Origin of the sequence: Streptomyces sp. NPDC001832, assembly GCF_040297265.1 — a bacterium.
In the GTDB taxonomy this organism is placed as follows: Bacteria; Actinomycetota; Actinomycetes; order Streptomycetales; family Streptomycetaceae; genus Streptomyces.
In genome coordinates this window covers 21237-40392 of the sequence record NZ_JBEOYU010000005.1, presented here as the reverse complement: position 1 = coordinate 40392, position 19156 = coordinate 21237, and the positions used below count along the sequence as shown (strand labels likewise).

General features: G+C 66.6%; 17 protein-coding genes and 2 pseudogenes. 4 read left to right on the top strand and 15 right to left on the bottom strand.

All coding sequences use genetic code 11. The features are described from left to right. Positions 1–2 precede the first annotated feature (2 nt). Positions 3–218: pseudogene (locus tag ABT115_RS30855) on the bottom strand (YrrC family ATP-dependent DNA helicase); the annotation flags it as partial. 79 nt (positions 219–297) lie between these two features. Between ABT115_RS30855 and ABT115_RS06180 the strand changes: the two are divergent. Both ABT115_RS06180 and ABT115_RS06175 read left to right on the top strand, forming a co-directional pair. Beyond that, positions 298–597 (top strand): hypothetical protein, encoded by a 300-nt coding sequence (locus ABT115_RS06180; RefSeq protein WP_351784582.1) that lies wholly within the window; start codon positions 298–300, stop codon positions 595–597. Further along, on the top strand, positions 594–1064 hold the full coding sequence (locus ABT115_RS06175; protein ID WP_351784580.1) for a hypothetical protein: 471 nt from the start codon (positions 594–596) through the stop codon (positions 1062–1064). The genes ABT115_RS06180 and ABT115_RS06175 overlap by 4 nt, the downstream gene beginning before the upstream one ends. An 87-nt stretch (positions 1065–1151) precedes the next feature. Here ABT115_RS06175 and ABT115_RS06170 read toward each other — a convergent pair whose 3' ends face one another. The 3 genes from ABT115_RS06170 to ABT115_RS06160 all read right to left on the bottom strand — a co-directional run bounded on the left by ABT115_RS06170 (position 1152) and on the right by ABT115_RS06160 (position 2533). Next, entirely contained in the window at positions 1152–1805 is a 654-nt protein-coding gene (locus ABT115_RS06170; protein WP_351784578.1) for a hypothetical protein, read from the bottom strand. 87 nt (positions 1806–1892) lie between these two features. Then, positions 1893–2246, bottom strand: a complete 354-nt coding sequence (locus ABT115_RS06165; protein ID WP_351784576.1) for a hypothetical protein — start codon at positions 2244–2246, stop codon at positions 1893–1895. Continuing rightward, a complete protein-coding gene (locus ABT115_RS06160) occupies positions 2243–2533 on the bottom strand; it encodes a hypothetical protein (protein WP_351784574.1) in 291 nt (96 codons plus the stop codon). The genes ABT115_RS06165 and ABT115_RS06160 overlap by 4 nt, the downstream gene beginning before the upstream one ends. A gap of 140 nt (positions 2534–2673) precedes the next feature. Here ABT115_RS06160 and ABT115_RS06155 point away from each other — a divergent pair, with 140 nt between their 5' ends. After that, on the top strand, positions 2674–3498 hold the full coding sequence (locus tag ABT115_RS06155) for a helix-turn-helix domain-containing protein (protein WP_351784572.1): 825 nt from the start codon (positions 2674–2676) through the stop codon (positions 3496–3498). Then, a complete protein-coding gene (locus tag ABT115_RS06150) occupies positions 3485–3709 on the top strand; it encodes a DUF397 domain-containing protein (protein ID WP_351784570.1) in 225 nt (74 codons plus the stop codon). The genes ABT115_RS06155 and ABT115_RS06150 overlap by 14 nt, the downstream gene beginning before the upstream one ends. Positions 3710–3763: 54 nt before the next feature. On the opposite strand, the gene ABT115_RS06145 is transcribed toward ABT115_RS06150, so the two are convergent. The 11 genes and pseudogenes from ABT115_RS06145 to ABT115_RS06095 all read right to left on the bottom strand — a co-directional run bounded on the left by ABT115_RS06145 (position 3764) and on the right by ABT115_RS06095 (position 19121). Next, positions 3764–4390, bottom strand: a complete 627-nt coding sequence (locus tag ABT115_RS06145) for an HNH endonuclease (protein ID WP_351784568.1) — start codon at positions 4388–4390, stop codon at positions 3764–3766. 128 nt (positions 4391–4518) lie between these two features. After that, a complete protein-coding gene (locus tag ABT115_RS06140; RefSeq protein ID WP_351784566.1) occupies positions 4519–5919 on the bottom strand; it encodes an AAA family ATPase in 1401 nt (466 codons plus the stop codon). A 49-nt stretch (positions 5920–5968) separates the two neighbouring features. Continuing rightward, positions 5969–7558 carry a class I SAM-dependent DNA methyltransferase gene (locus ABT115_RS06135; RefSeq protein ID WP_502969035.1) on the bottom strand — a complete coding sequence of 530 codons (1590 nt, stop codon included), beginning with the start codon at positions 7556–7558 and terminating at the stop codon, positions 5969–5971. Further along, complete coding sequence (locus tag ABT115_RS06130) at positions 7555–9129, bottom strand: restriction endonuclease subunit S (protein WP_351784564.1); 1575 nt, start codon at positions 9127–9129, stop codon at positions 7555–7557. Before ABT115_RS06130 ends, ABT115_RS06135 begins: the two co-directional genes overlap by 4 nt. After that, positions 9126–12716, bottom strand: a complete 3591-nt coding sequence (locus tag ABT115_RS06125; protein WP_351784562.1) for a DEAD/DEAH box helicase family protein — start codon at positions 12714–12716, stop codon at positions 9126–9128. Before ABT115_RS06125 ends, ABT115_RS06130 begins: the two co-directional genes overlap by 4 nt. A 475-nt stretch (positions 12717–13191) precedes the next feature. Next, positions 13192–13824 carry a hypothetical protein gene (locus tag ABT115_RS06120; RefSeq protein WP_351784560.1) on the bottom strand — a complete coding sequence of 211 codons (633 nt, stop codon included), beginning with the start codon at positions 13822–13824 and terminating at the stop codon, positions 13192–13194. A gap of 25 nt (positions 13825–13849) precedes the next feature. Beyond that, entirely contained in the window at positions 13850–16024 is a 2175-nt protein-coding gene (locus tag ABT115_RS06115; RefSeq protein WP_351784558.1) for a hypothetical protein, read from the bottom strand. Beyond that, positions 16024–16470: a hypothetical protein gene (locus ABT115_RS06110; RefSeq protein ID WP_351784556.1), complete on the bottom strand. Its 447-nt coding sequence runs from the start codon at positions 16468–16470 to the stop codon at positions 16024–16026. The genes ABT115_RS06115 and ABT115_RS06110 overlap by 1 nt, the downstream gene beginning before the upstream one ends. A 161-nt stretch (positions 16471–16631) precedes the next feature. Beyond that, positions 16632–16907: pseudogene (locus tag ABT115_RS06105) on the bottom strand (DUF4328 domain-containing protein); the annotation flags it as partial. A gap of 244 nt (positions 16908–17151) precedes the next feature. Beyond that, positions 17152–17979, bottom strand: a complete 828-nt coding sequence (locus tag ABT115_RS06100; RefSeq protein WP_351784554.1) for a sugar phosphate isomerase/epimerase family protein — start codon at positions 17977–17979, stop codon at positions 17152–17154. Then, on the bottom strand, positions 17976–19121 hold the full coding sequence (locus ABT115_RS06095) for a dihydrodipicolinate synthase family protein (protein ID WP_351784552.1): 1146 nt from the start codon (positions 19119–19121) through the stop codon (positions 17976–17978). Before ABT115_RS06095 ends, ABT115_RS06100 begins: the two co-directional genes overlap by 4 nt. Positions 19122–19156 lie beyond the last annotated feature (35 nt).

Genomic DNA, 19156 nt, shown 5'->3' with positions numbered 1-19156 from the left:
AGTCGCCCGTGGCTACGCCATCGTCCCTGTCCGCGACAGCCCCGGCACGCCTCCATCCGCAGGAACTCACCCACCTGGGCACCGAGCAGCGCGCCGACCACCGCGAGGAGATCACCGCCGCCGTGCCCGGTATCGACGCAGGCGACGGCGTACCCGTTCTCCTCGTCGGCGTAGGCGATGCGCTGCAGCACACCTACGAGGACGGCCATGTTGGACATGCTCCGACGGATACCGGGCGGGTACGACATCCCCACCGAACCTACGACACCCCGTAACACTCAGTGTTACCGTAATGGCATGGCAACCGAGCGCTTTTCGATCAGCATGCCGGCCGAGGTTCGGGACCGGATCAGAGAACATGCCGCAGACGCCGGACTCGATGTCTCCACGTTCCTCACGATCGCCGCACAAGCTCAGATGGACCAGCAGGACCGCGTCAGGAAGATCTTCAAGTCGTTCGAGGAGGCCCGTGCGGAGGCCGAGGAGCAGGCGGGCACCGGCACCTGGGCAGGCGACGAGATCGAGCTGACCAGCGAGGAACGGGCGAAGGTCGACGCTATTCTCGGCCGCACCTCGCACGATGAGGCCGCCGCGTGAATGTCGTCGTCTACGACACAGGGATGCTGATGGCACTGGTGAGCCAGGACCGTCGGGCGCACATCCTGCACAAGGGCTTCATCGAGGCTGGTGGACACCAGCCGATCGTCCCTGGCCCGGCCCTCTCGCAGGCCTGGCGAACGAGCCCGAAAACCGCCTACGCCTGGAAGCGCCTTCTCGCCGACGTCGTCGTATATCCAGCAGCCGGTGCCCGCTACCCCGCCGGCCCGGCGCCCCGCTGCCTCCCCTGTGCGGGGGGAGTGGCCATCAAAGACTGGAAAACGATCGGCGACATGATCGGCGCGGCCGCACTGCCCCCCAAAAAACGACCCGACCCGGTGGATGCCCTGGCCGTCCTCATCGCCGCCGTTCACGGAGGAGGCAGCGTGCTCACCTCCGACACCGACGACATCGAGGCGTACGCCGCCACACTGCCCGAAGCCGATGTCTCGGCCGTAGCCGTCTGACTCACGGGTCCGGTCAGGGACCGCCCACCTCCGGTCCCTGACGGGGTGGCGGCGCCAACCACACCTCGCCCCCGGTCCGCGCCGGGCTCAAGCGTCGAGCACGTGGGCCACAGCCAGGGCGATGCGGTCGATCCAGTTGATCGCATCCGTGACGTCGGGCTCGGTGATGGGCCGGCGCTGCTTGAGGTCCCCGTCCACCAGGTCCGCGTCGTGCGCGATCTTGTTGCGGCGGGTGGTGATGCTGACGTACTGAGCCTTCAGCGTCTTGTCGGTGTACGCGGTGCGCCCGCCCTGCCAGGTGTTGATCTGTGCGGCTGCGCCCTGCCAGATGTTCTTGTCGGTGATCAGCTTCAGCACATCCGAGATGGCGCGCGGATTCTGCAGCGAGGCACTGCCCCATCTGTCCTTGACGTGCTCGACGACCACTTCGGCCAGCGTGACGTCACCACGTTGCACAGCCTCGACCCGGTGCAGGGGGATCTCGTAGTTGCGGAGTTGCTGCGGCATGTCGGGGCTGTCCTTGGCCGCCAGTTCGGCGACGCGACGGAAGAGCTCCTCGTGGAACCAGTGGTCGATGGCGGCCACGGCCTGCACCCAGGCGGCCCGGTAGAAGTCGTCGACGTCGACCGTCGCCGGCTGGAACGGGGCCAGATACCGCCCGGCATCGACCATCTTGCGGGCGTAGGCGATGTTGGTGGTGAATGCCTCGAACTGGCTTGTCTGCGGCCTGGGAATGGCCATCGGTGAGCCCCCGTACTGTCACATGTTCTCTGAACTGCATGAACAGGTTTGGTGACAGCCCGGGAGCCCGTCAAGCGGCTTACGGACTCATCGGATATCGATGTCCGGTTCTCGACGCCCCGGCTCGTCGTTGTCCGGAACGGGTCCTCTCGTACGCAGCCGCGATCCTCGGCTCTCCGCGACCCGCTTGACCTCCCGCAGCGACTCGCTCAGCCGACTGGCGAGGAAGTGGAGCTCCGCCTCGGTGACCCGTCGGTCCGCCAGCAGGTCGGCGGCGTGGCCGAGCAGGTCGTCCGCCATGCCGAGTTGGACGCTCTCGATGCCGTCCGCCATCCGTGACACATAGCCGGTGCCGTCCCCCAGGACGTAACACGGCTTCCCCTCCGACCCCGTCCAGGGCAGCAGCCTGAACGTGTGGTGTTCACACGGCTCCCCGTTCACGCGGCGGCCTCGGCTTGGCGAAGGGGCCAGGGCCTGGGCCTGATGTCCACAGCGTGCACGACGATCCACAACTTGCGCGATCGCCGCCGCGCCTCGGCCAACTGCTGCTCGTGCGCCACGAGATAGGGGCGCACCAGTGGGCCGTCCTCCCCGCGCAGCGGAGGCTCACCAGTACGGCGGACGGTGGGGCCGGCCACGTATACGCAGGAGTACGGATGGACGGTGACGGGGGCTGGGCGCACCAGCCGCACCAGCGACTCGGCGAACCGGCGGACGAGATCCTTCATGTCGGCGTGCTCTCCCTCTGACTTACCCACGAACGGATGCGTTCCGTGGCGAACTCATCACAGAATGGGGTCGCGAATGCCTACGCTCCAGAGGTTCGGGCTTGACAGCCTGCCGGTCAGAAAAAGGGAGTTGGGGCTGAATGGGAATGAGCCGGAAGCCGCGTACGCCGAGGGAGAAGTACGGGGAGGAGCTGAGACTACGACGGACGGCCGCAGGGCTGACCCAGGAGGCCCTGGGCGATCAGGTCGTGTGCTCGCCGACGCTGATCAGTCATTACGAGGCGGGGCGGCGACTACCGAAGCCGGATGATGCGCATCGCCTCGACATCGCGTTGAAGACGGATGGCTTCTTCGTCCGTTGGCTGGGCGACCTGGACTCGAAGTTCGCCCACTACTTCGCGGTGGTTTCCGAGCTGGAGCGTGAGGCTACAGAGATCCGCCAGTACGCCGCCTCCCTCATCCCGGGCCTGCTTCAGACGGACGCGTACGCCCGTGCGGTATTCCAGGCCTGTCGCCCCAACTACCGTGCGGAGGAACTTGACGAGTTCGTTGTCAACCGCTTGGAGCGCGGACGACTGCTCAGCGAGTCATCGACGCCAGTTGCCTGGACACTGCTCGACGAGGCCGCGCTCAGACGCTGCATCGGCGGGCCGCACGTCATGGCGGAACAACTGCACAAGGTCGCAGATATGGCCGAGTCCGGTCGTCTGCGCCTACACGTGCTGACTTTCGCATCGGGAGCACACGCACTCCTGGAGAGCATGGTCTACCTGCTGAACTTCGCCGATGCCGCTCCGGTCTCGTACGTCGAGGGTCTTCGCACTGGACATCTGATCGATGATCCAGCGCTGGTAGAGGCGTGCCACACGTCCTACACTCTCGCCCTGGGCGACGCGGCCCCGCACCAGGAGTCAGTGGCCCTCGTCAGAGCCATCGCGGAGGAGCACGAACATGCACAGCACTGAGCCCACCATCGCTGACGCCAGGGCGACGACCGGGTGGCGCAAGTCCAGCTACAGCGGAGGCTCCAACGGCGAGTGCCTGGAGGTCGCCGACGGCTACGACGCCGTCCCCGTCCGCGACAGCAAGACCCCGAGCAGCCCCGCGCTCGTCTTCTCCGTCGACGGCTGGTCCTCGTTCGTCTCGGCGGTCAAGGACGACAGCATCAACGCCTGAACCAGGCTGTGTCTCGCAACTGGACAGCAACGGCGGCCCAGTTGCGGGACACCGTCATGCGTGCGAAAGGAAGCCCGCACGCAGGGCCGGGTCGCGCAACAGGTCGAGGGTCTCTTCCTCACCGTCGAAGAGCAGCTTCGCGGCCGGGTGTTCCGACTGGTGGAACATCGCGGCCAGTACGTCGGCAAGTGGACGGTTCCAAGCCACTCGCACCACTTCGGCCGCCTTGCTGTGCTGGCCCTTGTCCATGGCGATGCTCCACAGTTCGACCGATTGCTTGGCCGTCCCGTAAGCCGTCCTGCGTCCCTCGACGAGGACTCCCCGATCGTTGAGGCCGAACACCTCTATACATGCCTCGCCTTGGGCGGTCAGACCCTTGTATGTGCAGAGCGGCAGCACCAGCCGCAGGTGGTTCAACGGGTCCTGAAGTGTGGGGTCCAGCAGGAGCGGGCTGCCGTCCTCGTCAGAGCGCGGGAACTTGTTCCGCTTCTGGTTGCTGTTGCAGTACGAGCAGGCGAGCAGGTGGTTGAGCCAGTCGAAGGTGCGGAGAGGAGCAAGGCTCTTCGGCTCGAAATGGTCGATGTCCGTGCCTTGGCCGTCACCGCAGTACATGCAGCGCTGGTGTCCGGGAGCCATGTCGGCGAGGGTGGTGAGGAGCCCGTCACGTACGCGACGTCGCACGGTGGTGTTGCCCCATAAATCAGCCGCCTCAGCCTTTCGGCCCGGCTCCGCTGTCCGCGCGATCTGCTGGGTATACGCCTTCAAGTGCGCTGCGGTGTCCGGGGGCAGCTCGGTACGTCTCAACCGGATCACTCAGCCTCACCGCCCTCTCCATCCTCGATCTCACCGGCGATCCGCTGAAGCTGGGCGGACATCTCGTGGACGCGTGCCGTCGGTGAGCTGGTGAGCAGACCTTTCAGTTCCTTGTACCGCGAGACCGTCTCGGGCGAGGTGTCCCCGTCGTAGACCTTGGCTTCCAATGCTACGAACTCGGCCCGGAGGTACTCCGCTCGCTCGGAGTACGGAGTGTCGAGGCCGAAGAGGTCGGAAAGGACCGCGTCGTCACCACTGCCGTAGACCACGCGCTCGTACAGGTCCTCCGGTACGACCTCGGGCGCCGCGTTCTCGTTGGCTCCTGGCAGGAGGATCAGCCCGCCGGGATCAGCAGACTGGCAAACATAGGGGCTGTGAGTGGTGACGATGAACTGGATGTTGGGGAAATGTGAGGTCATCCAAGGGCCGATGCGGCGTTGCCAGGAGACGTGGAGGTGGGCGTCGATCTCGTCGATGAGAACCACGCCGGGCGCTTGGCTGAACAGAGGATCGCGCTCCGGCGAGAAGTTGCGCAAATGCCCGTATGCCCTGTCGATCTGTTGAAGGATGTCCACGACCAGGGCGGCGACGGCGCGAAAGCCATCACTCATTTCCCGGAGGGGGAAACGCTTCCCTTCACGCTCGACCCATAGGCCCTCGGAGTCGACGCCTTCGATCCGGTAGCCGTCCGGGAGTAGTCCGTCCCGAAGGATGGCGAGTGCTGCCTCTTTTAGCTGTTCGGCTCCTGGCCGTCCCTCAAGTGCCCGCAGGTGAACGCCAACCAGCCACGAGAGGCCGTCCGCCAGCGCCGCATTCTCGTGAAAAAGGTGCACATGCCGAGCTACGGGGCCAGGGGCGTACGAAAGAAGTTCCACTTCGGTTGAGCCCGCAAGTTGCCGAAACGGCCCGTAGGACGCACAGAACCAGCCCATGGGGTTATCTTCCCAAGGGCCCCTTCGAGCCTTGTAGTTCCGTGTTCCCTCTGCCCCGGTCTCCTCCATCGAAGGCAGGGCGCCTCGCGTAAACCTGATGCCGCTGTTCGAGACATGTTCACGAGGAACGATCCACTTGAGACCGACGGGCAGAGGGGAATCCTGCGGATTAATGTCCGTGAACACGTCGTAGGGTTTCTCGAACGTGATCACGACCTCGACGCTGCCCTCTGCCGCCCCCTGAGTCACCCAGTTCGCGAAGCCCGGCATCAGGCTTCGTGCCGCTGTGGAACCACTTAGTGCAAGCGCAATCGCCTGAAGCAGTGTTGTCTTCCCAGAACCGTTGCGCCCGGCCAGGACCGTCCAGCCGGCGTGCGTACCGTCGGGGCGGGTCAGGGTCAGGTCGACCTGACGGGGGCCGTGGAACGACTTAATGTCCTGTACGGAGACCCGGCTGACGTACATGGGTGAAGGTGTCCGTTCGGTCGGTGCTGAGGGGGCAGAGGGAAAGGGGCTACTCCGGCTCGGCGTCGGCGGGGACCTCGCCGCCCAGCGCCTCGGCGATCGCCGCGAACTCGCTGAGTGCGGCCTGAAGGTCCTGGACGATCTCGGCGGCGATGACCTCGGGCGGCAGGAGACTGTCGGCATCCTCCAGGGCCGGGTCCTTCATCCAGGTGAGATCGAGGTTGACCTTGTCGCGCTTGACCAGCTCGTCGTACTCGTACGCCTTGAAGCGGCCACCATCCTCGGCGGAGGTGTCCACGCGGTCGGCGGGATTCTCGCCGTACGCCTGGACGAACTCCTCCAGGTCGGCTCGGGTCAGCGGGCGCTGCTTGAGGGTGAAGTGCTTGGCCGTACGGAGGTCGTAGACCCAGACCTTGGTGGTATGCGGCTTGCCGTCCGCGCGGGGGGTCTTCTTGTCGAAGAAGAGAACGTTGGCCTTCACGCCGCCCGCGTAGAAGATGCCGGTGGGCAGGCGGAGGATCGTGTGCAGGTCGAACTCGTCGAGCAGGCGTCGCCGGATCTTCTCGCCCGCGCCGCCCTCGAAGAGGACGTTGTCGGGGAGGACGACCGCCGCCCGGCCGTCGATGGCCGTCAGCGACATGATGTGCTGGAGGAAGTTGAGCTGCTTGTTGGTGGTGGAGGCGCGGAAGTCGTCACGGTCGTAACTGATGTCCTCCTTCTCCGCCTTACCGTCCGAGCCGATCACCGTGATCGCGGACTTCTTACCGAAGGGCGGATTGGCGAGGACGAGCGACGCGTGCTTGCCGCTCGGCTTCGTGGCGAGTGCGTCGCCGACGTCGATCAGGCTCTCGCCTTCACTGCTGCCGATGCCGTGGAGCAGGAGGTTCATCGCGGCGAGGCGGGCGGTGCCGGGGACGAGTTCGTTGCCCCAGATCTTGCCCGCGCCGAGCGCGAGGCGCTGCTCGCGGGTGAGGTCCTTCATGTGGTGCTTGCGGATGTAGGAGTGCGCGGCAATGAGGAAGCCGCCGGTTCCGCAGGCGGGGTCGGTGATGGTGTCCTCAGGGCCGGGACGCATCACCTCGACGATCGCATCGATGAGGGGCCGGGGCGTGAAGTACTGGCCGGCGCCGGTCTTGGTGTCCTCGGCGCCCTTGGCGAGCAGCCCCTCGTAGGCGTCGCCCTTGAGGTCCGCGTCTCCGACGGTCCAGTCCTGCTTGCCGATGAGATCGACGACGAGCTTTTCGAGGAGGGCGGGTTCGGTGATGCGGTTCTGGGCCTTGGTGAAGATCGTGCCGAGCATGGTGCCGGGGCGGGTACCGAGGGCGTCGAGCACGTTGCGGTAGTGGAGTTCGAGTGCCTGACCCTTCTTGGTGGCGAGGGACTTCCAGTCGTACGCCTTCGGCACGATCTCAGCGGCGTCCTCGTCCGAGAAGGGGTCGTCGTTGATCTCGTCGACCATCTTGAGGAAGAGGAGGTACGAGAGCTGTTCGACGTACTCGATGGTGGAGAGGCCGTTGTCGCGGAGGACGTTGCAGTAGTTCCAGAGCTTGGCGACCAGGCTGTTGGTCTGGGCTGCGGCCTGCGGGGCGAGCACGATGTTGTCTTCGACGGGGGCGGGGGTGGTCGCGAGCGCGGTCACAGGTCGAACTCCTGCTGTACGGCGTGAGTGGGGGCGGGCGTGGTGGGGCGGGGCGCAGGCGCGGCGGTTGCGACTGCAGTTGCGGGGGCCTTCGCCCTACGAGGCGCAGGGGCACGACGGGCGTGCTTCGCCTTGGGTTGCGCGGCGCGCTCGGCCTGAATGCGAGCGAACAGGGCGGGGGCGGGTTCGTCGGCGGGGTCCTGGGGGATCAGTTGCCCATTGAATGCTTGGCGCAAGAGAGAGTTACGCAAGTGCCCTGCCCGCGCGTTGGCCAACTTGGCCGATCTGGACAACCGTCTCACCGCATCAACCTTCGCATCCACAGCTCTGAGAGTTTCGCGCTGCACTTCAACTGGTGGCAACGGAACGGGAAGGCTGGACAGCGATTCAATATTGAGGTTGTACTGGCCCGCCGATGACGCGGCCCGTCGCTCAATCTCTCGCCGCCAGAGTGGACTTTGCGTCACAAGGTGAATCCACCGGGGCTCCACCAATCCAGGCGCTAGGCGAAACCTGATCAAATACGACGCGAAGGCCGCATCAAGGGCTTCCTCTACAACTCCCACCCTCCCAATGAGGCCAGGACTACCATTGGTACGCACAAATAGCAGGTCACCTGCCGAGAGGAAATACTTACTCAGGTCAACCGACTCATCTACCGCATTCTTCACATCTGACAGATCAATTGACCCACCCTGAACGTTAGGGATACGTAGCACAGGATTACCTGCAGCATCATGTGCACATTTAGTCGACGTACCGTACCCGGATTCATAGCATAGCGAACCGAGAGAAACGACAGTCCAATTTTCAGGCGGGGAGAAACCGGGAACTGCGGTGGGGGCTATAGCAGTCCAACGCCGACGAGCATGCCTCCTACTCGCTTCATGAACTTCCGAAGGCTGCATCGCTTCGTCGACCTCAACCCTTCGACTGAAGCCGCCAGTCACGGCACGCGCCCGCACAACAGAAATCAAGCGATCTGCCTTCACTCCTGCCAGTTCCACATCCGCCTCTGCGGCGTGCAGGCGGGAGAGGTGGTCTTCGAGGGCCTCTACGATGCGATGTTGCTCCGCGAGAGGCGGCAGTGGAAATCGGATCTTCTTCAACGAGCTGCCTGCGATCCCGGCCTGCCCCGCTGTCGTCTTCACATGTTGCCGCACTTGCCGCTGCGTCTCGCTCCACGCCCAGGCGTAGCAGACGTATCGACTGTCCACGCACGCGGATGGCAGCGAAACGCGGATCAATTTGTCCGGGTAGGAAAGCGCCCCCGCCCCATCGGGAACACGCGCGCATGAGCCCACGAGACGCGGGTTTCCGTTGTAACGCGTGAACAGGAGATCGCCGGGCTCAAGGAGACCATCCTTGGCCTGGACTTCCTCCCGCGTCATTCCGGTGTACCGCAGATCCGACGTATCCAGAGTCATCGGACGCACAGCGCTGATGCGCAGAATCGGTACCCCATCGGGGACAGCGCCCGGCCGAGAGACGTAGATTCCGTTCTTCACGGAATTCGCCAGCTCCCCCAGCTCGGCCCACGCCCACCCCGCCGGAAGTTCCTTCTCGCTCAAGCCAGTTCCCGATTCAGCTCAGTCAACAGATCCAGCGCCGGCTCTTTCCCGCCGAACGCCATCATGAAGCCACGTCCCTTGCCGCGCTCCGTGAACGGCTCGTGGGCAAGCTCCGCCGGCTCTATGCCCACATCACTGGCGACGACGTCCCGGATCTTCTCCAGCCACCACAGCTGCTCGTCCGTGAATTCGACGCCCGCCTGTCGCTGCCGCAGCAGCCAGCCTTCGAAGCGCTCCTCGACCACCGTACGGTACGGGCGGAGCTCACTGTCCGCTCCCAGCTCGTAACGGATCAGGCTGATCAGATCGGGGGTACCTGCCTCACGGCCCGGACGAGCCGCCGCCTGCTCCAGGTCCTCGTAGAAACCCCAGAGGACGCGGGGCGTCCAGGCTCGCCTGGACGCCTGGATCGTGGCCGCAAGCTCCTTGAGGGCTGCACGGGCCTCGCTCGGCGAGACCGGGTTTCCGCTCCCCAAGGCAATCCGGATCGCCGCGTTGCGGTCACGCTGCTTCTTCAGCAAGTCGCCCCATTCATCCAGGTTCTCGCGGGCGCGCTTCTCGCGCGGGACCTCTTCGACCTCCGTCACCGTGACGGCCGTCGTCTCGTCGTACGTCAGGTCCTTGTCCCGGCGGATCTCCAGGATCTGGCGGCGCAGCTCCGGGTTGCCGGTGAGGACGGCCACGGCATCCTCCACCAGCCTGCGGGCCGCCCCCGCACCGCCCTGCCGCCTCGCCGTGTCCTGCGCGTCGACGTCCACCGCGTCGACGATCCCGCGGGCGATCTCGGAGAGTGTCGTGCCGCCCGCCGTGTTGGCCAGGAGGTCCCGCTCCTCCGGCTTGAGCTGCTGGCTCAGCCGCGACAGGCGCCGCTGGAGGATCTCAGCCTCCTCCGCACTGATCGACTTCGTCCCCGTCTTGTCCAGCAGCTTGGCGAGCGAGACCTGCTGGCCCGTCGCCGGGATCATGGGCCGGGCATCGACCAGCGGGGAGGTGGTGACGCCTGCCGCGTCGATCAGGACGAAACGGTCCTTCGTCACGTTGTCGTCGGCGTCCGGGGTGACCTCGCGCAGCTCTGTGGCGTCGATGGTGCGTGCCCCGCGTCCCTTCATCTGCTCGAAGAGGACCGCGCTGCGTACCGACCGCAGGAAGATCACGCACTCCAGGGCCCGTACGTCCGTGCCCGTGGCGATCATGTCGACCGTGACGGCGACCCTCATCCGGGGCGAGTTGCGGAGGTCGTTGATGAGGTCGTCGGGGTTGTCGCCGTTCTGACGGCTCTTGTAGGTGATCTTCTTTGCGAAGTCGTCGCCGCGCCCGAAGACCTCCTTGACCTGCTTGAGTACGTCCTCGGCGTGGTCTTCACCGACTGCGAAGACGAGGGTCTTGGGGAGGTCCTGGCGGCCGGGGAACCAGCGCTGCCAGTTGTTCTTGTAGATCGTGAGCACGGCTCGGATCTCATCGATGTTGATCACTGAGCGGCCGATCTGGCCGGTGGTGTAGGTGAGGTCGTCGTCGAGTTCCACGTACCGCTGGGCCCTGGTCTTGCGGTCCTTGATCCGGACCGTCGTCCCGGCCTCGATCCTCGCGCCGCCCTGCTCGCGCAGGTCGGTCGTGATGCGGACGACGTCGAAGTCGACGTTGACCCCGTCTGCCACGGCCTGCTCATAGGTGTACTCGGAGACCGTGTTCTGGTCGAAGAAGCCCCGGGTCTGCGCGGTCGGAGTCGCAGTGAGGCCGACGAGGTGGGCGTCGAAGTAGTCCAGGACGCCCCGCCACAGTCCGTAGATGGAACGGTGGCACTCGTCCACGACGATCAGGTCGAAGGACTCCGGAGGCACGTCCGGCTGGTACTCGACCTCGATGGGACGGTCGGTGGCGTAGTTCATCTCGGGGTCGTCCGCCGTGCTGTCGGCGGACACCGCGCCCGTCTGCTGCTGCCCCGCGTCCGTCGCGTCGTCGCGGGCGTCGTCGTCCGTCAGTTGCTCGCCCTTGAGGAGGGCGTACATCTTCTGGATCGTGCAGATGACGACGGACGAGGTGTCCTGAAGGCCGGCCGCGCCCAGGCGGTCGACGTTGTAGAGGTCGGCGAACTTCCGGCCGTCGTCGGGGGTGGTGTAGTTACGGAACTCCGACAGTGCCTGACGGCCGAGGTTGTTGCGGTCGACGAGGAAGAGGACACGGCGGGCGCCCGTGTGACGCAGCAGCCGGTAGGTCTCGGTGACGGCCGTGAAGGTCTTGCCCGCGCCGGTCGCCATGTGGATCAGGGCGCGGGGCTTGTCCTGGGCGAGGGACTGCTCCAGGCCGCTGATCGCGTCGATCTGTGCGAGGCGCAGACCGTACGGCTCCAGCTTCGGCATGCGCCGCAGACCGGCCCGGAAGGTGGGAGCCCGGCGGTCCTGTGCGCGCTCCATCCAGGCGGCGACGGTCTCGGGGCGGTGGAAGGAGAACACCTCGCGGGACCGGGGCTCAGGGTCGAGGCGGTTGACGAAGTAGGTCTCGGTTCCGGTGGTGGCGTAACGGAAGGCGAAGGGCTCGGACTCCCGCCAGACGGCGAGGCTGTGCTCCTTCAGCACACCCTTGGCGTAGCGCTCGTTCTGGGAGAGTGCGCCGGAGAGGTGGTCCCCCTCGCGCTTGGCCTCGATGACACCGACGATCTTTCCGTCGACGTACAGGACGTAGTCCGCACGACCCGTCGCAAGGGTGAACTCCCTTACGGCGACGCCCTGTCCGGCGAGCGGGTTCAGGTCGGCACGGTCCTGGACGAGCCAGCCGGCGTCGGAGAGCATGACGTCGATCTTCTGCCGGGCCTGGACTTCGTTGAGAGGGGCCGGGCGCTGGGCGCGGTGCACGATGGCGTCGCGGGCGGCGGCGTTGACCCGGCGCGGCTGCTTGCGGTCGGCCTCATACTGGGCCTGCTGCGCGGACCGCAGGCTGACGATCTCGGCTTCCATGTCCGCCAGCCGGGCGGCCAACGCCGCCTTGGCCTGCTGGGCGCTGACCATCAGGGCTTCGGCCTCGGCGCGGGCCCGGCGCTCGGCTTCGAGGCGGTCGGTGGACTCGCTCAGCTTGACCCGGGACTGCGCCAGCGCGTCGCGCTGCCCATCGAGTGCCTGGCGCAGTTCGGCTACCTCGGCCGGGTTCGTGAGTACCGGCATGGCGGGCGGCACGAAGGCGGTGACCGTGCGCTTGCCGGTCAGGGCACGGTGGTAGAAGACCCCGAGCTCGTAACAGAGCCGAACGGCCTCAAGGGCGCGGGTGGTGTCGAAAAGGTGGGCGTGGGCGGCCTCGTTGCGATCGCGGCGGACGCGGTCGAAGGCGTCGTGCACGGCGGGGGTCAGCGCGCCGATGCCGGTGAGGGCCCGCAGCCGGTCGATCTGGCGGGTTCCCGCGACACGGATGCCCGTCCGTGTGACGAGATCCTCGGCCAGGACTTCGCCGAACTGCCCGGCCTGGACCTGGGCGGCGTTCGGATTGCTGAAGACATTGAGCTCGGCCTGGGCTCCATAAAGGGCGAGAAGCGGCTGATGCTGATAAAGCACCCCGAAGTTCGGAGATGCCTTTGCCAGGTCCCGAAGCCAGTCGTCCACGCTGTTCCCACCCCGCTGGTACAGATCGTCAAGATGATCGAGTTTACGAGGTGGGGAATGATCGGGCTCTGCGTTTTGCCAGGTTCTTCATACCGGTAGCACGAGCCGGTCGGCGCGGCCGGCATCGCCTTGATCTTCCGGCCACCCGCGCTCGTCTTCTCCGCCGACGGCTGGTCGTCGTTCGTCGCGGCGGTCAAGGCGACAGCATCTGACGCCTTGCACGCCTCGCAACCGATCAACTCCTGTTCCCGATCGGCCGATTCGGCGCGCTCGACGGTCCAATCGGCCACGTAGCGGCTGAAGATGTCGTTGATTACGTAGGCGTGGTATCAGGTCCCCTCGGCCGACCCGGCGAGCTTGGTGATATCCCAGGTGATCACCTGTGACGGGCCGGTGGCGACCAGCTCGGGCACGGTCCTGGCAGAATGCACGGAGGCCCGGACCGCGCGAAAGCGGGCCGGGCCTCGGGGGTTTCTCAGGCCGCCGGGAGCCGGGGCAGTTCCTTCGGGAAGGTCCGCGACTCCTGGCAGTCGACAGCCTCGTACGTGTGGCGAGCGAGCTGGTAGGCGAAGTCGATGAGGACCTGCCGCAACTCGTTCCCGTGGACGCGGGTCTCGCCGATGGTGCGGGCATCGACGGTCAGCGCATAAGCCTCCCGCGCCTCGCCTCGCTTCTTGCCGGGCGGGGTGCAGGGGACGTACACGTACGCGCGGTCCGGGTGCGTCAAGGCTCTGATGTCGCCGGAGGACACCTCGACCGGGTCCACGAGGTACCCGTTCTCCGCGTAGTAGTCACGCCACGGGCCGGAAGCCGAGTCAAGGGACTCCACCTCTCCCGAAATGACGGAGCCACCGCTGGTGCGTACGTAACAGGCGAAGAAGAAGTCCCCGTCCGACCGGTCCTGTCGGAGCGTCCCCCGCTCCTCGGCGGAGCGTGCCGAGGGCAGGGCACGCGCCGCCGTCTCCCGGTCCACCGCACCGTCGCACGGCCGGGCCGGCAGCCGGTCGATGCCCTTGGTGAAGATCTCCAGGTATCCGACTACCGCCGCGATCGCCACCAGGCAACTTATCCCTGCGGTGAGGACATTTTTCTTTCGACGTACCTGCATGAGGCTTCCCACATCCACTCAGAAGTTACGCGGCCGGCCGGGCATGGGAGTCCTCCAGCATGTTGTCGCTGTCATTCCAGCCCTTCTGAATTTCCACGCGGATCATGTTTCGCGTGGCATCTTCTGTCAATTCCTTGGACCCGTGCTTGTCGATGGCGTTGACAGCGCTCTCCTGGGTCTGCACGTTGGCCGATTCCAAGGAGTCGTTCAGCTTCCCCCCACTGTCGTAAAGGGCCTGGTCCAGGGCGCCGTCGATCTGCTGCTCGTCGGTGAGCCGGTCGACGGCCATACCGGCGATTCCACCGAAGAAACCGCTGACCGCGGCGCCCGCCGCCGCCGCGGCCGGTGCCGTTCCCACCAGGGCGACGGTACCCACGCCGACACCGGCGGACAGGATGGACTTGACGCTGTCGCCCTTGGTCTTGAGGGCGTCGTTCGCGTCCTTCTCGGCCTCCAGGTCACCGGCGATCTCGGCGTCCGCGACCGAGTGTCCGACGATGCCCTCGATGATTCCGGCGTTCGTGGCGATGGCCTTGACCGCGTCCTCCGTCTTTCCGTCGAAAAGCTCCGGCTGGGCGATGTGCGCCTCCAGGGAACTCGCCGTGTAGACGCTCTCGCCGATGATGATCGCGGCGCGGCCCATGGGGTCCCGGGCCGTCTCGTACAGGAACCGTGTGACATCCCGCCTGTCGAGGCTGTCGGGATCCTGGCTGTTGTTCCAGAAGATCGACTCGGCTCCCTTGCCGGAGACCGACAGGCTGATCTCGGGCATGTAGGCGGCGGCCATGTCGCCGAAGCTCTCGCCCGTGGCCTTGTTCACCAGCTTGGCGCCGGTCTCCGGCTGTGCGACCGCGTGCATGACCTCCTGCATCAGCGCGACCTGCGCCTTGCTGTGCGGCCGGGGGTCGGTCGGCCTCTCGCCGTCCCCGATGCCCGTCACCGCCGCTTCGAGGGCGTGTGCCACCGCCCCGTCGCGGTCGGTGTACCGGATGCTCTCCACCACGTGCTCGAAGACCTTCTTGTCGTCGAAGGTCTCCAGTGCGGCCTCGGGGTTGTGCGACAGGGCCTTCATATAGCCGACCATCGGGTCGCTGCCGTCGTCGTCGCCGAAGACGAGGTCCGTGACGCTTCCGGCTTTCCAGAGGTCGTTGGTGCCCATGCCTGGGCTACCGGCCGGCGCCATGTCCATCTTCAGGATCTGCTTGCCGTAGGCGTCGAGGAACTCGGCGTCGTACTTGCCGTGGTGCATCAGGCTGCTCATGACCTGGTAGCCCATGGCGCCGTTCGGCCTCAGCGGGTCCGAGGGGCTGGACCGGAAGAACGTGTTCGCCTCGTCAAGAACCTTCTTCTTCCACTCCTGCATGCCGTCCGTGTCGGACAGCGTGGCCGTCGCGAGCGTCATGCTCAGGTCCCGCTGGATGCTCTGGAGCTGCTTGAGCTCCTCGCCCCTCGCACCCACGTGGATCTCGGCGAGGTCGTTCCAGAACTGCAGGGTCTCCTTGCCCCCCAGCTCGGAGGCGAACTGGGCGGCGAAGAGCTCGTCGTCCTTGTACTTGGCCATGGCCCGCTGGAACTCGGCGAGTTCCTCGGGCGACATCTTCTTGGCGTCCTTCGCCAGCTTCGCCATGTCGTCGGCCTTCTGCAGCGCGTCGGCGGCGGAGTCGCGGTCGGCGTACTTGGCACCGGAGAAGCCGTAGTCGGCCTGTTCGGCTATCGCCTTCAGGGCACGAGCGGCGGTGGAGTCGCTCGTCGTGGCCTGGCCGAGGAGACCCTGAATCCTGTCCCTGAGGGCCTCGGCCTTCTCCTTGGTGCCAGGAGGTTCGGGGTGAACGGCCGCGATGACGCGGAAGCCGCCGCCCTTCTCGCCGTACACCGAGAGCCTGTCCTTGTCGAAGCCGTCGTCCAGGGCCTGCTTGAGCTTGTCGCGGTACCCGACGAGCTCGTCGTACGTGTCTTTGAGGATGTTGTGGATGGATGTCGCCTGGGTCAGGGCGTCCGAGAACTCACCGGCCGTCTTGGAGATGAACTCGCGCGAGACGGTGGCATTGGCGCCCGCCCAGTTCGCCCTGTCGGCCTTGGCCTTCATGTCGTCACGCGACCGCTTCTCCAGGCTCGTCAGTCTCTTGACGACCGTGCCCCAGTCGCTGATCGCGGTGTTCAGCAGCGAGAAGTTGGCATGGCGGAGTGCATCGAGGTCCATCAGCGGTTCGTCCCTTCGTCAAAACCCTTGTCGAGGGTGGCGATGCTGCTGATGGTCGACGCGATGTGGTACTCGTCGTCCGCGTGGGCCTTCTTCGTGAAGTCCATGTGGTTGGAGATGTGGGCACAGGCGTCGAGCAGGGTGGTCAGCGACTTCTCCCACCGCTCCTGGACCGCGTCCAGGGCGCCCCCGAGCTCGAACTCCTGCGTCTTGAGGTCCTTGGCGGCGGACTGGCTGCTGGACCAGGCGTCACGGCCGTAGCGGCCGAGATCCGTGAACAGCTTGAACGCGCTGTCGCCGACTGCGGCCAGGTCCTGCTGGTCGACCTTGAGGTCACCCTGCTGCCTGCCGCCGCCCCTGCCGCTCGGCGCCTCGTTCAGTTGCATTCGCGAGGAGTTTCTACTGCTGGCGTCGGCCTTCAGCCGCTCCCATTCATCCCACACCATCTGGTGGACTCCTTCCCCCGTACGGACAAGCAAGAGATCGACGATTCACTCGAGAAGACGGCAAGACGCCGAACACGTCAAATGCCGACCCTACACAGGCAATTGGAACGGACGACCGGGCAGCCAGGCCCCCTGCTCGACTCTCCCATGCGGGCCAGCGGTCAGGCCGAGGAGCCGCGCGCCCGGGAGAGCAGGTCGCGGGCCGGGCCGGTGGCGCCGGCCACGGCCGCGCCGACGACGGCCGCGTCGGCCGCCAGCAGCAGGGGTGCATTCGTGTAGACGCGGGCGATGACGGCGTCCGTGGTGCCGGTGTACATCAGGCCTGTCCCGCTCAGACTGCCGACCAGCCACAGGCCCCACCACCAGTTCACGGCGCGTGGCAGGCGCTCACCCGGGGCGCTGGCGCGGTGGATGTCCGCGACGATCCCGCGGGGTACGGGGGACCGCGTCCGCCACAGGTGACACCGATGGCCCGGCCTCGCCTTCCCTGGCGAGCGTCGGGCATCAAACGAAACGGGGTCCGGCCGCAGGACCGGACCCCCCTCGTGTCCCCCCTCCGTCAGGGCTTCCTGATCCCCCCGAATCCCTCCCCGGAAGCACCCGACGACAGATACGACCCGGCAGGGTGCCGAACGGTTGTACCCCTTGACGATCTCTTTACCTTGGTGGCAAAAAGGTCTCTCAGCAGGCGTGTTCGGCGTACCGGGACGCGACCTCCGCGAGGACTTCCGCGCCGTCGCGGGCCCAGAGGTCCTCGTTGAAGATCTCCACCTCGATGGGGCCGTCGAAGCCGGTGGCCTCGACCAGTGAGCGGAACGCGCGGAAGTCCACGGTACCGTCGCCCAGTTGGCCCCGGCCGACCAGAACGCCCGCCGGGAGCGGGGTGATCCAGTCAGCGAGCTGGAAGGAGTGGATACGGCCAACCGCCCCGGCCCTTGCGATCTGTGCGGGCGCCTGGTCGTCCCACCAGATGTGGTAAGTGTCGACGACCACGCCGACCTGCTCGGCGGGGAAGCGTTCCGCGATGTCCAGGGCCTGGGACAGGGTGGAGACGACACAGCGGTCCGAGGCGAACATCGGGTGCAGTGGTTCGATCGCGAGGCGTACCCCGCGTTCCCGCGCGTGCGGCGCCAGTTCTGCCAGGGCGTCCGCGATGCGTTCCCTGGCGCCGTGCAGGTCCTTGCTGCCCGCCGGGAGGCCGCCGGAGACAAGGACCAGGGCGTCGGTGGACAGCGCCGCCGCCTCGTCGAGCGCGGCGCGGTTGTCGTCCAGGGCGCGGGCCCGTTCCGCCGGGTCGAGTGCGGTGAAGAAGCCGCCCCGGCAGAGGGAGGTGACGGAGAGTCCGGATTCGGCGAGCAGTCGGGCGGTGCGCTCGATGCCGTACTCCTGGACGGGGGCCCGCCACAGGCCGACCTTGTCGATGCCCGCCTTGACGCATCCCTCGGCCAGCTCGGGCAGCGACCACTGCTTGATGGTCTCCTGGTTGATGGAGAGACGGCCGTCGCTCATCGGGTGCCTCCGTTGACCGCGAGCAGGGCGCGCATCCGGGATTCGGCCAGCTCCGGGTCGGGGAACAGGCCCAGCCGGTCGGCAAGTTCGTACGCCTTCGCCAGGTGCGGCAGCGAGCGGGCGGACTGCAGGCCGCCGACCATGGTGAAGTGGTCCTGGTGCCCGGCCAGCCAGGCGAGGAGAACGACGCCCGTCTTGTAGAAGCGGGTCGGGGTCTGGAAGAGGTGGCGGGACAGCTCGACCGTCGGGTCGAGCAGGTCCCGGAAACCCTTCGCGTCACCCGTGTCGAGGACCCGTACCGCGTGGGCGGCCAGCGGGCCGAGCGGGTCGAAGATGCCGAGCAGGGCGTGGCTGAAGCCCCGGTCGTCGCCCGCGATCAGCTCGGGGTAGTTGAAGTCGTCGCCGGTGTAGCAGCGGACCTTGCGAGGCAGTCGGCGGCGGACATCGATCTCGCGCTCGGCGTCCAGGAGCGAGATCTTGATGCCGTCGACCTTGTCCGGGTGTTCGGCGATGACCTTCAGGAAGGTGTCGGTGGCGGCGTCCAGGTCCGAGGAGCCCCAGTAGCCCTCCAGCGCCGGGTCGAACATCGGGCCGAGCCAGTGCAGGACGACCGGTTCCGAGGCCTGGCGCAGCAGGTGAGCGTACGTCTCCAGGTAGTCCTCGGGCCCCTTTGCCGCGGCGGCGAGGGCGCGGGAGGCCATCAGAATGGCCTGGGCGCCGCTCTCCTCGACGAGGGTGAGCTGCTCCTCGTACGCGGACCGCACCTCGGCGAGCGAGGCGGGTTTGGCGGGGAGTTGGTCGGTGCCGACGCCGCAGGCGATACGGCCGCCGACCGCCTTGGCCTCGGCGGCGGAACGGCGGATCAGTTCGGCCGCGCCGGCCCAGTCCAGGCCCATGCCGCGCTGGGCGGTGTCCATGGCTTCGGCGACGCCGAGACCGTGCGACCAGAGGTGGCGGCGGAAGGCGAGGGTGGTGTCCCAGTCGACGGCGGCCGGTGAGTCGGGGCTGATGTCGGCGTACGGGTCGGCTACGACATGGGCGGCGGAGAAGACCGTACGGGAGGCGAGCGGTGCCCCGCCGGGTGCGAGGTCGAGCGGGGTGGTGCGGGGTTCGTACGGGCCCTGCGGAAGGTGGATGGTCACTCAGGTCAGCTCCGATGCGCCGTACACGAGGTGGA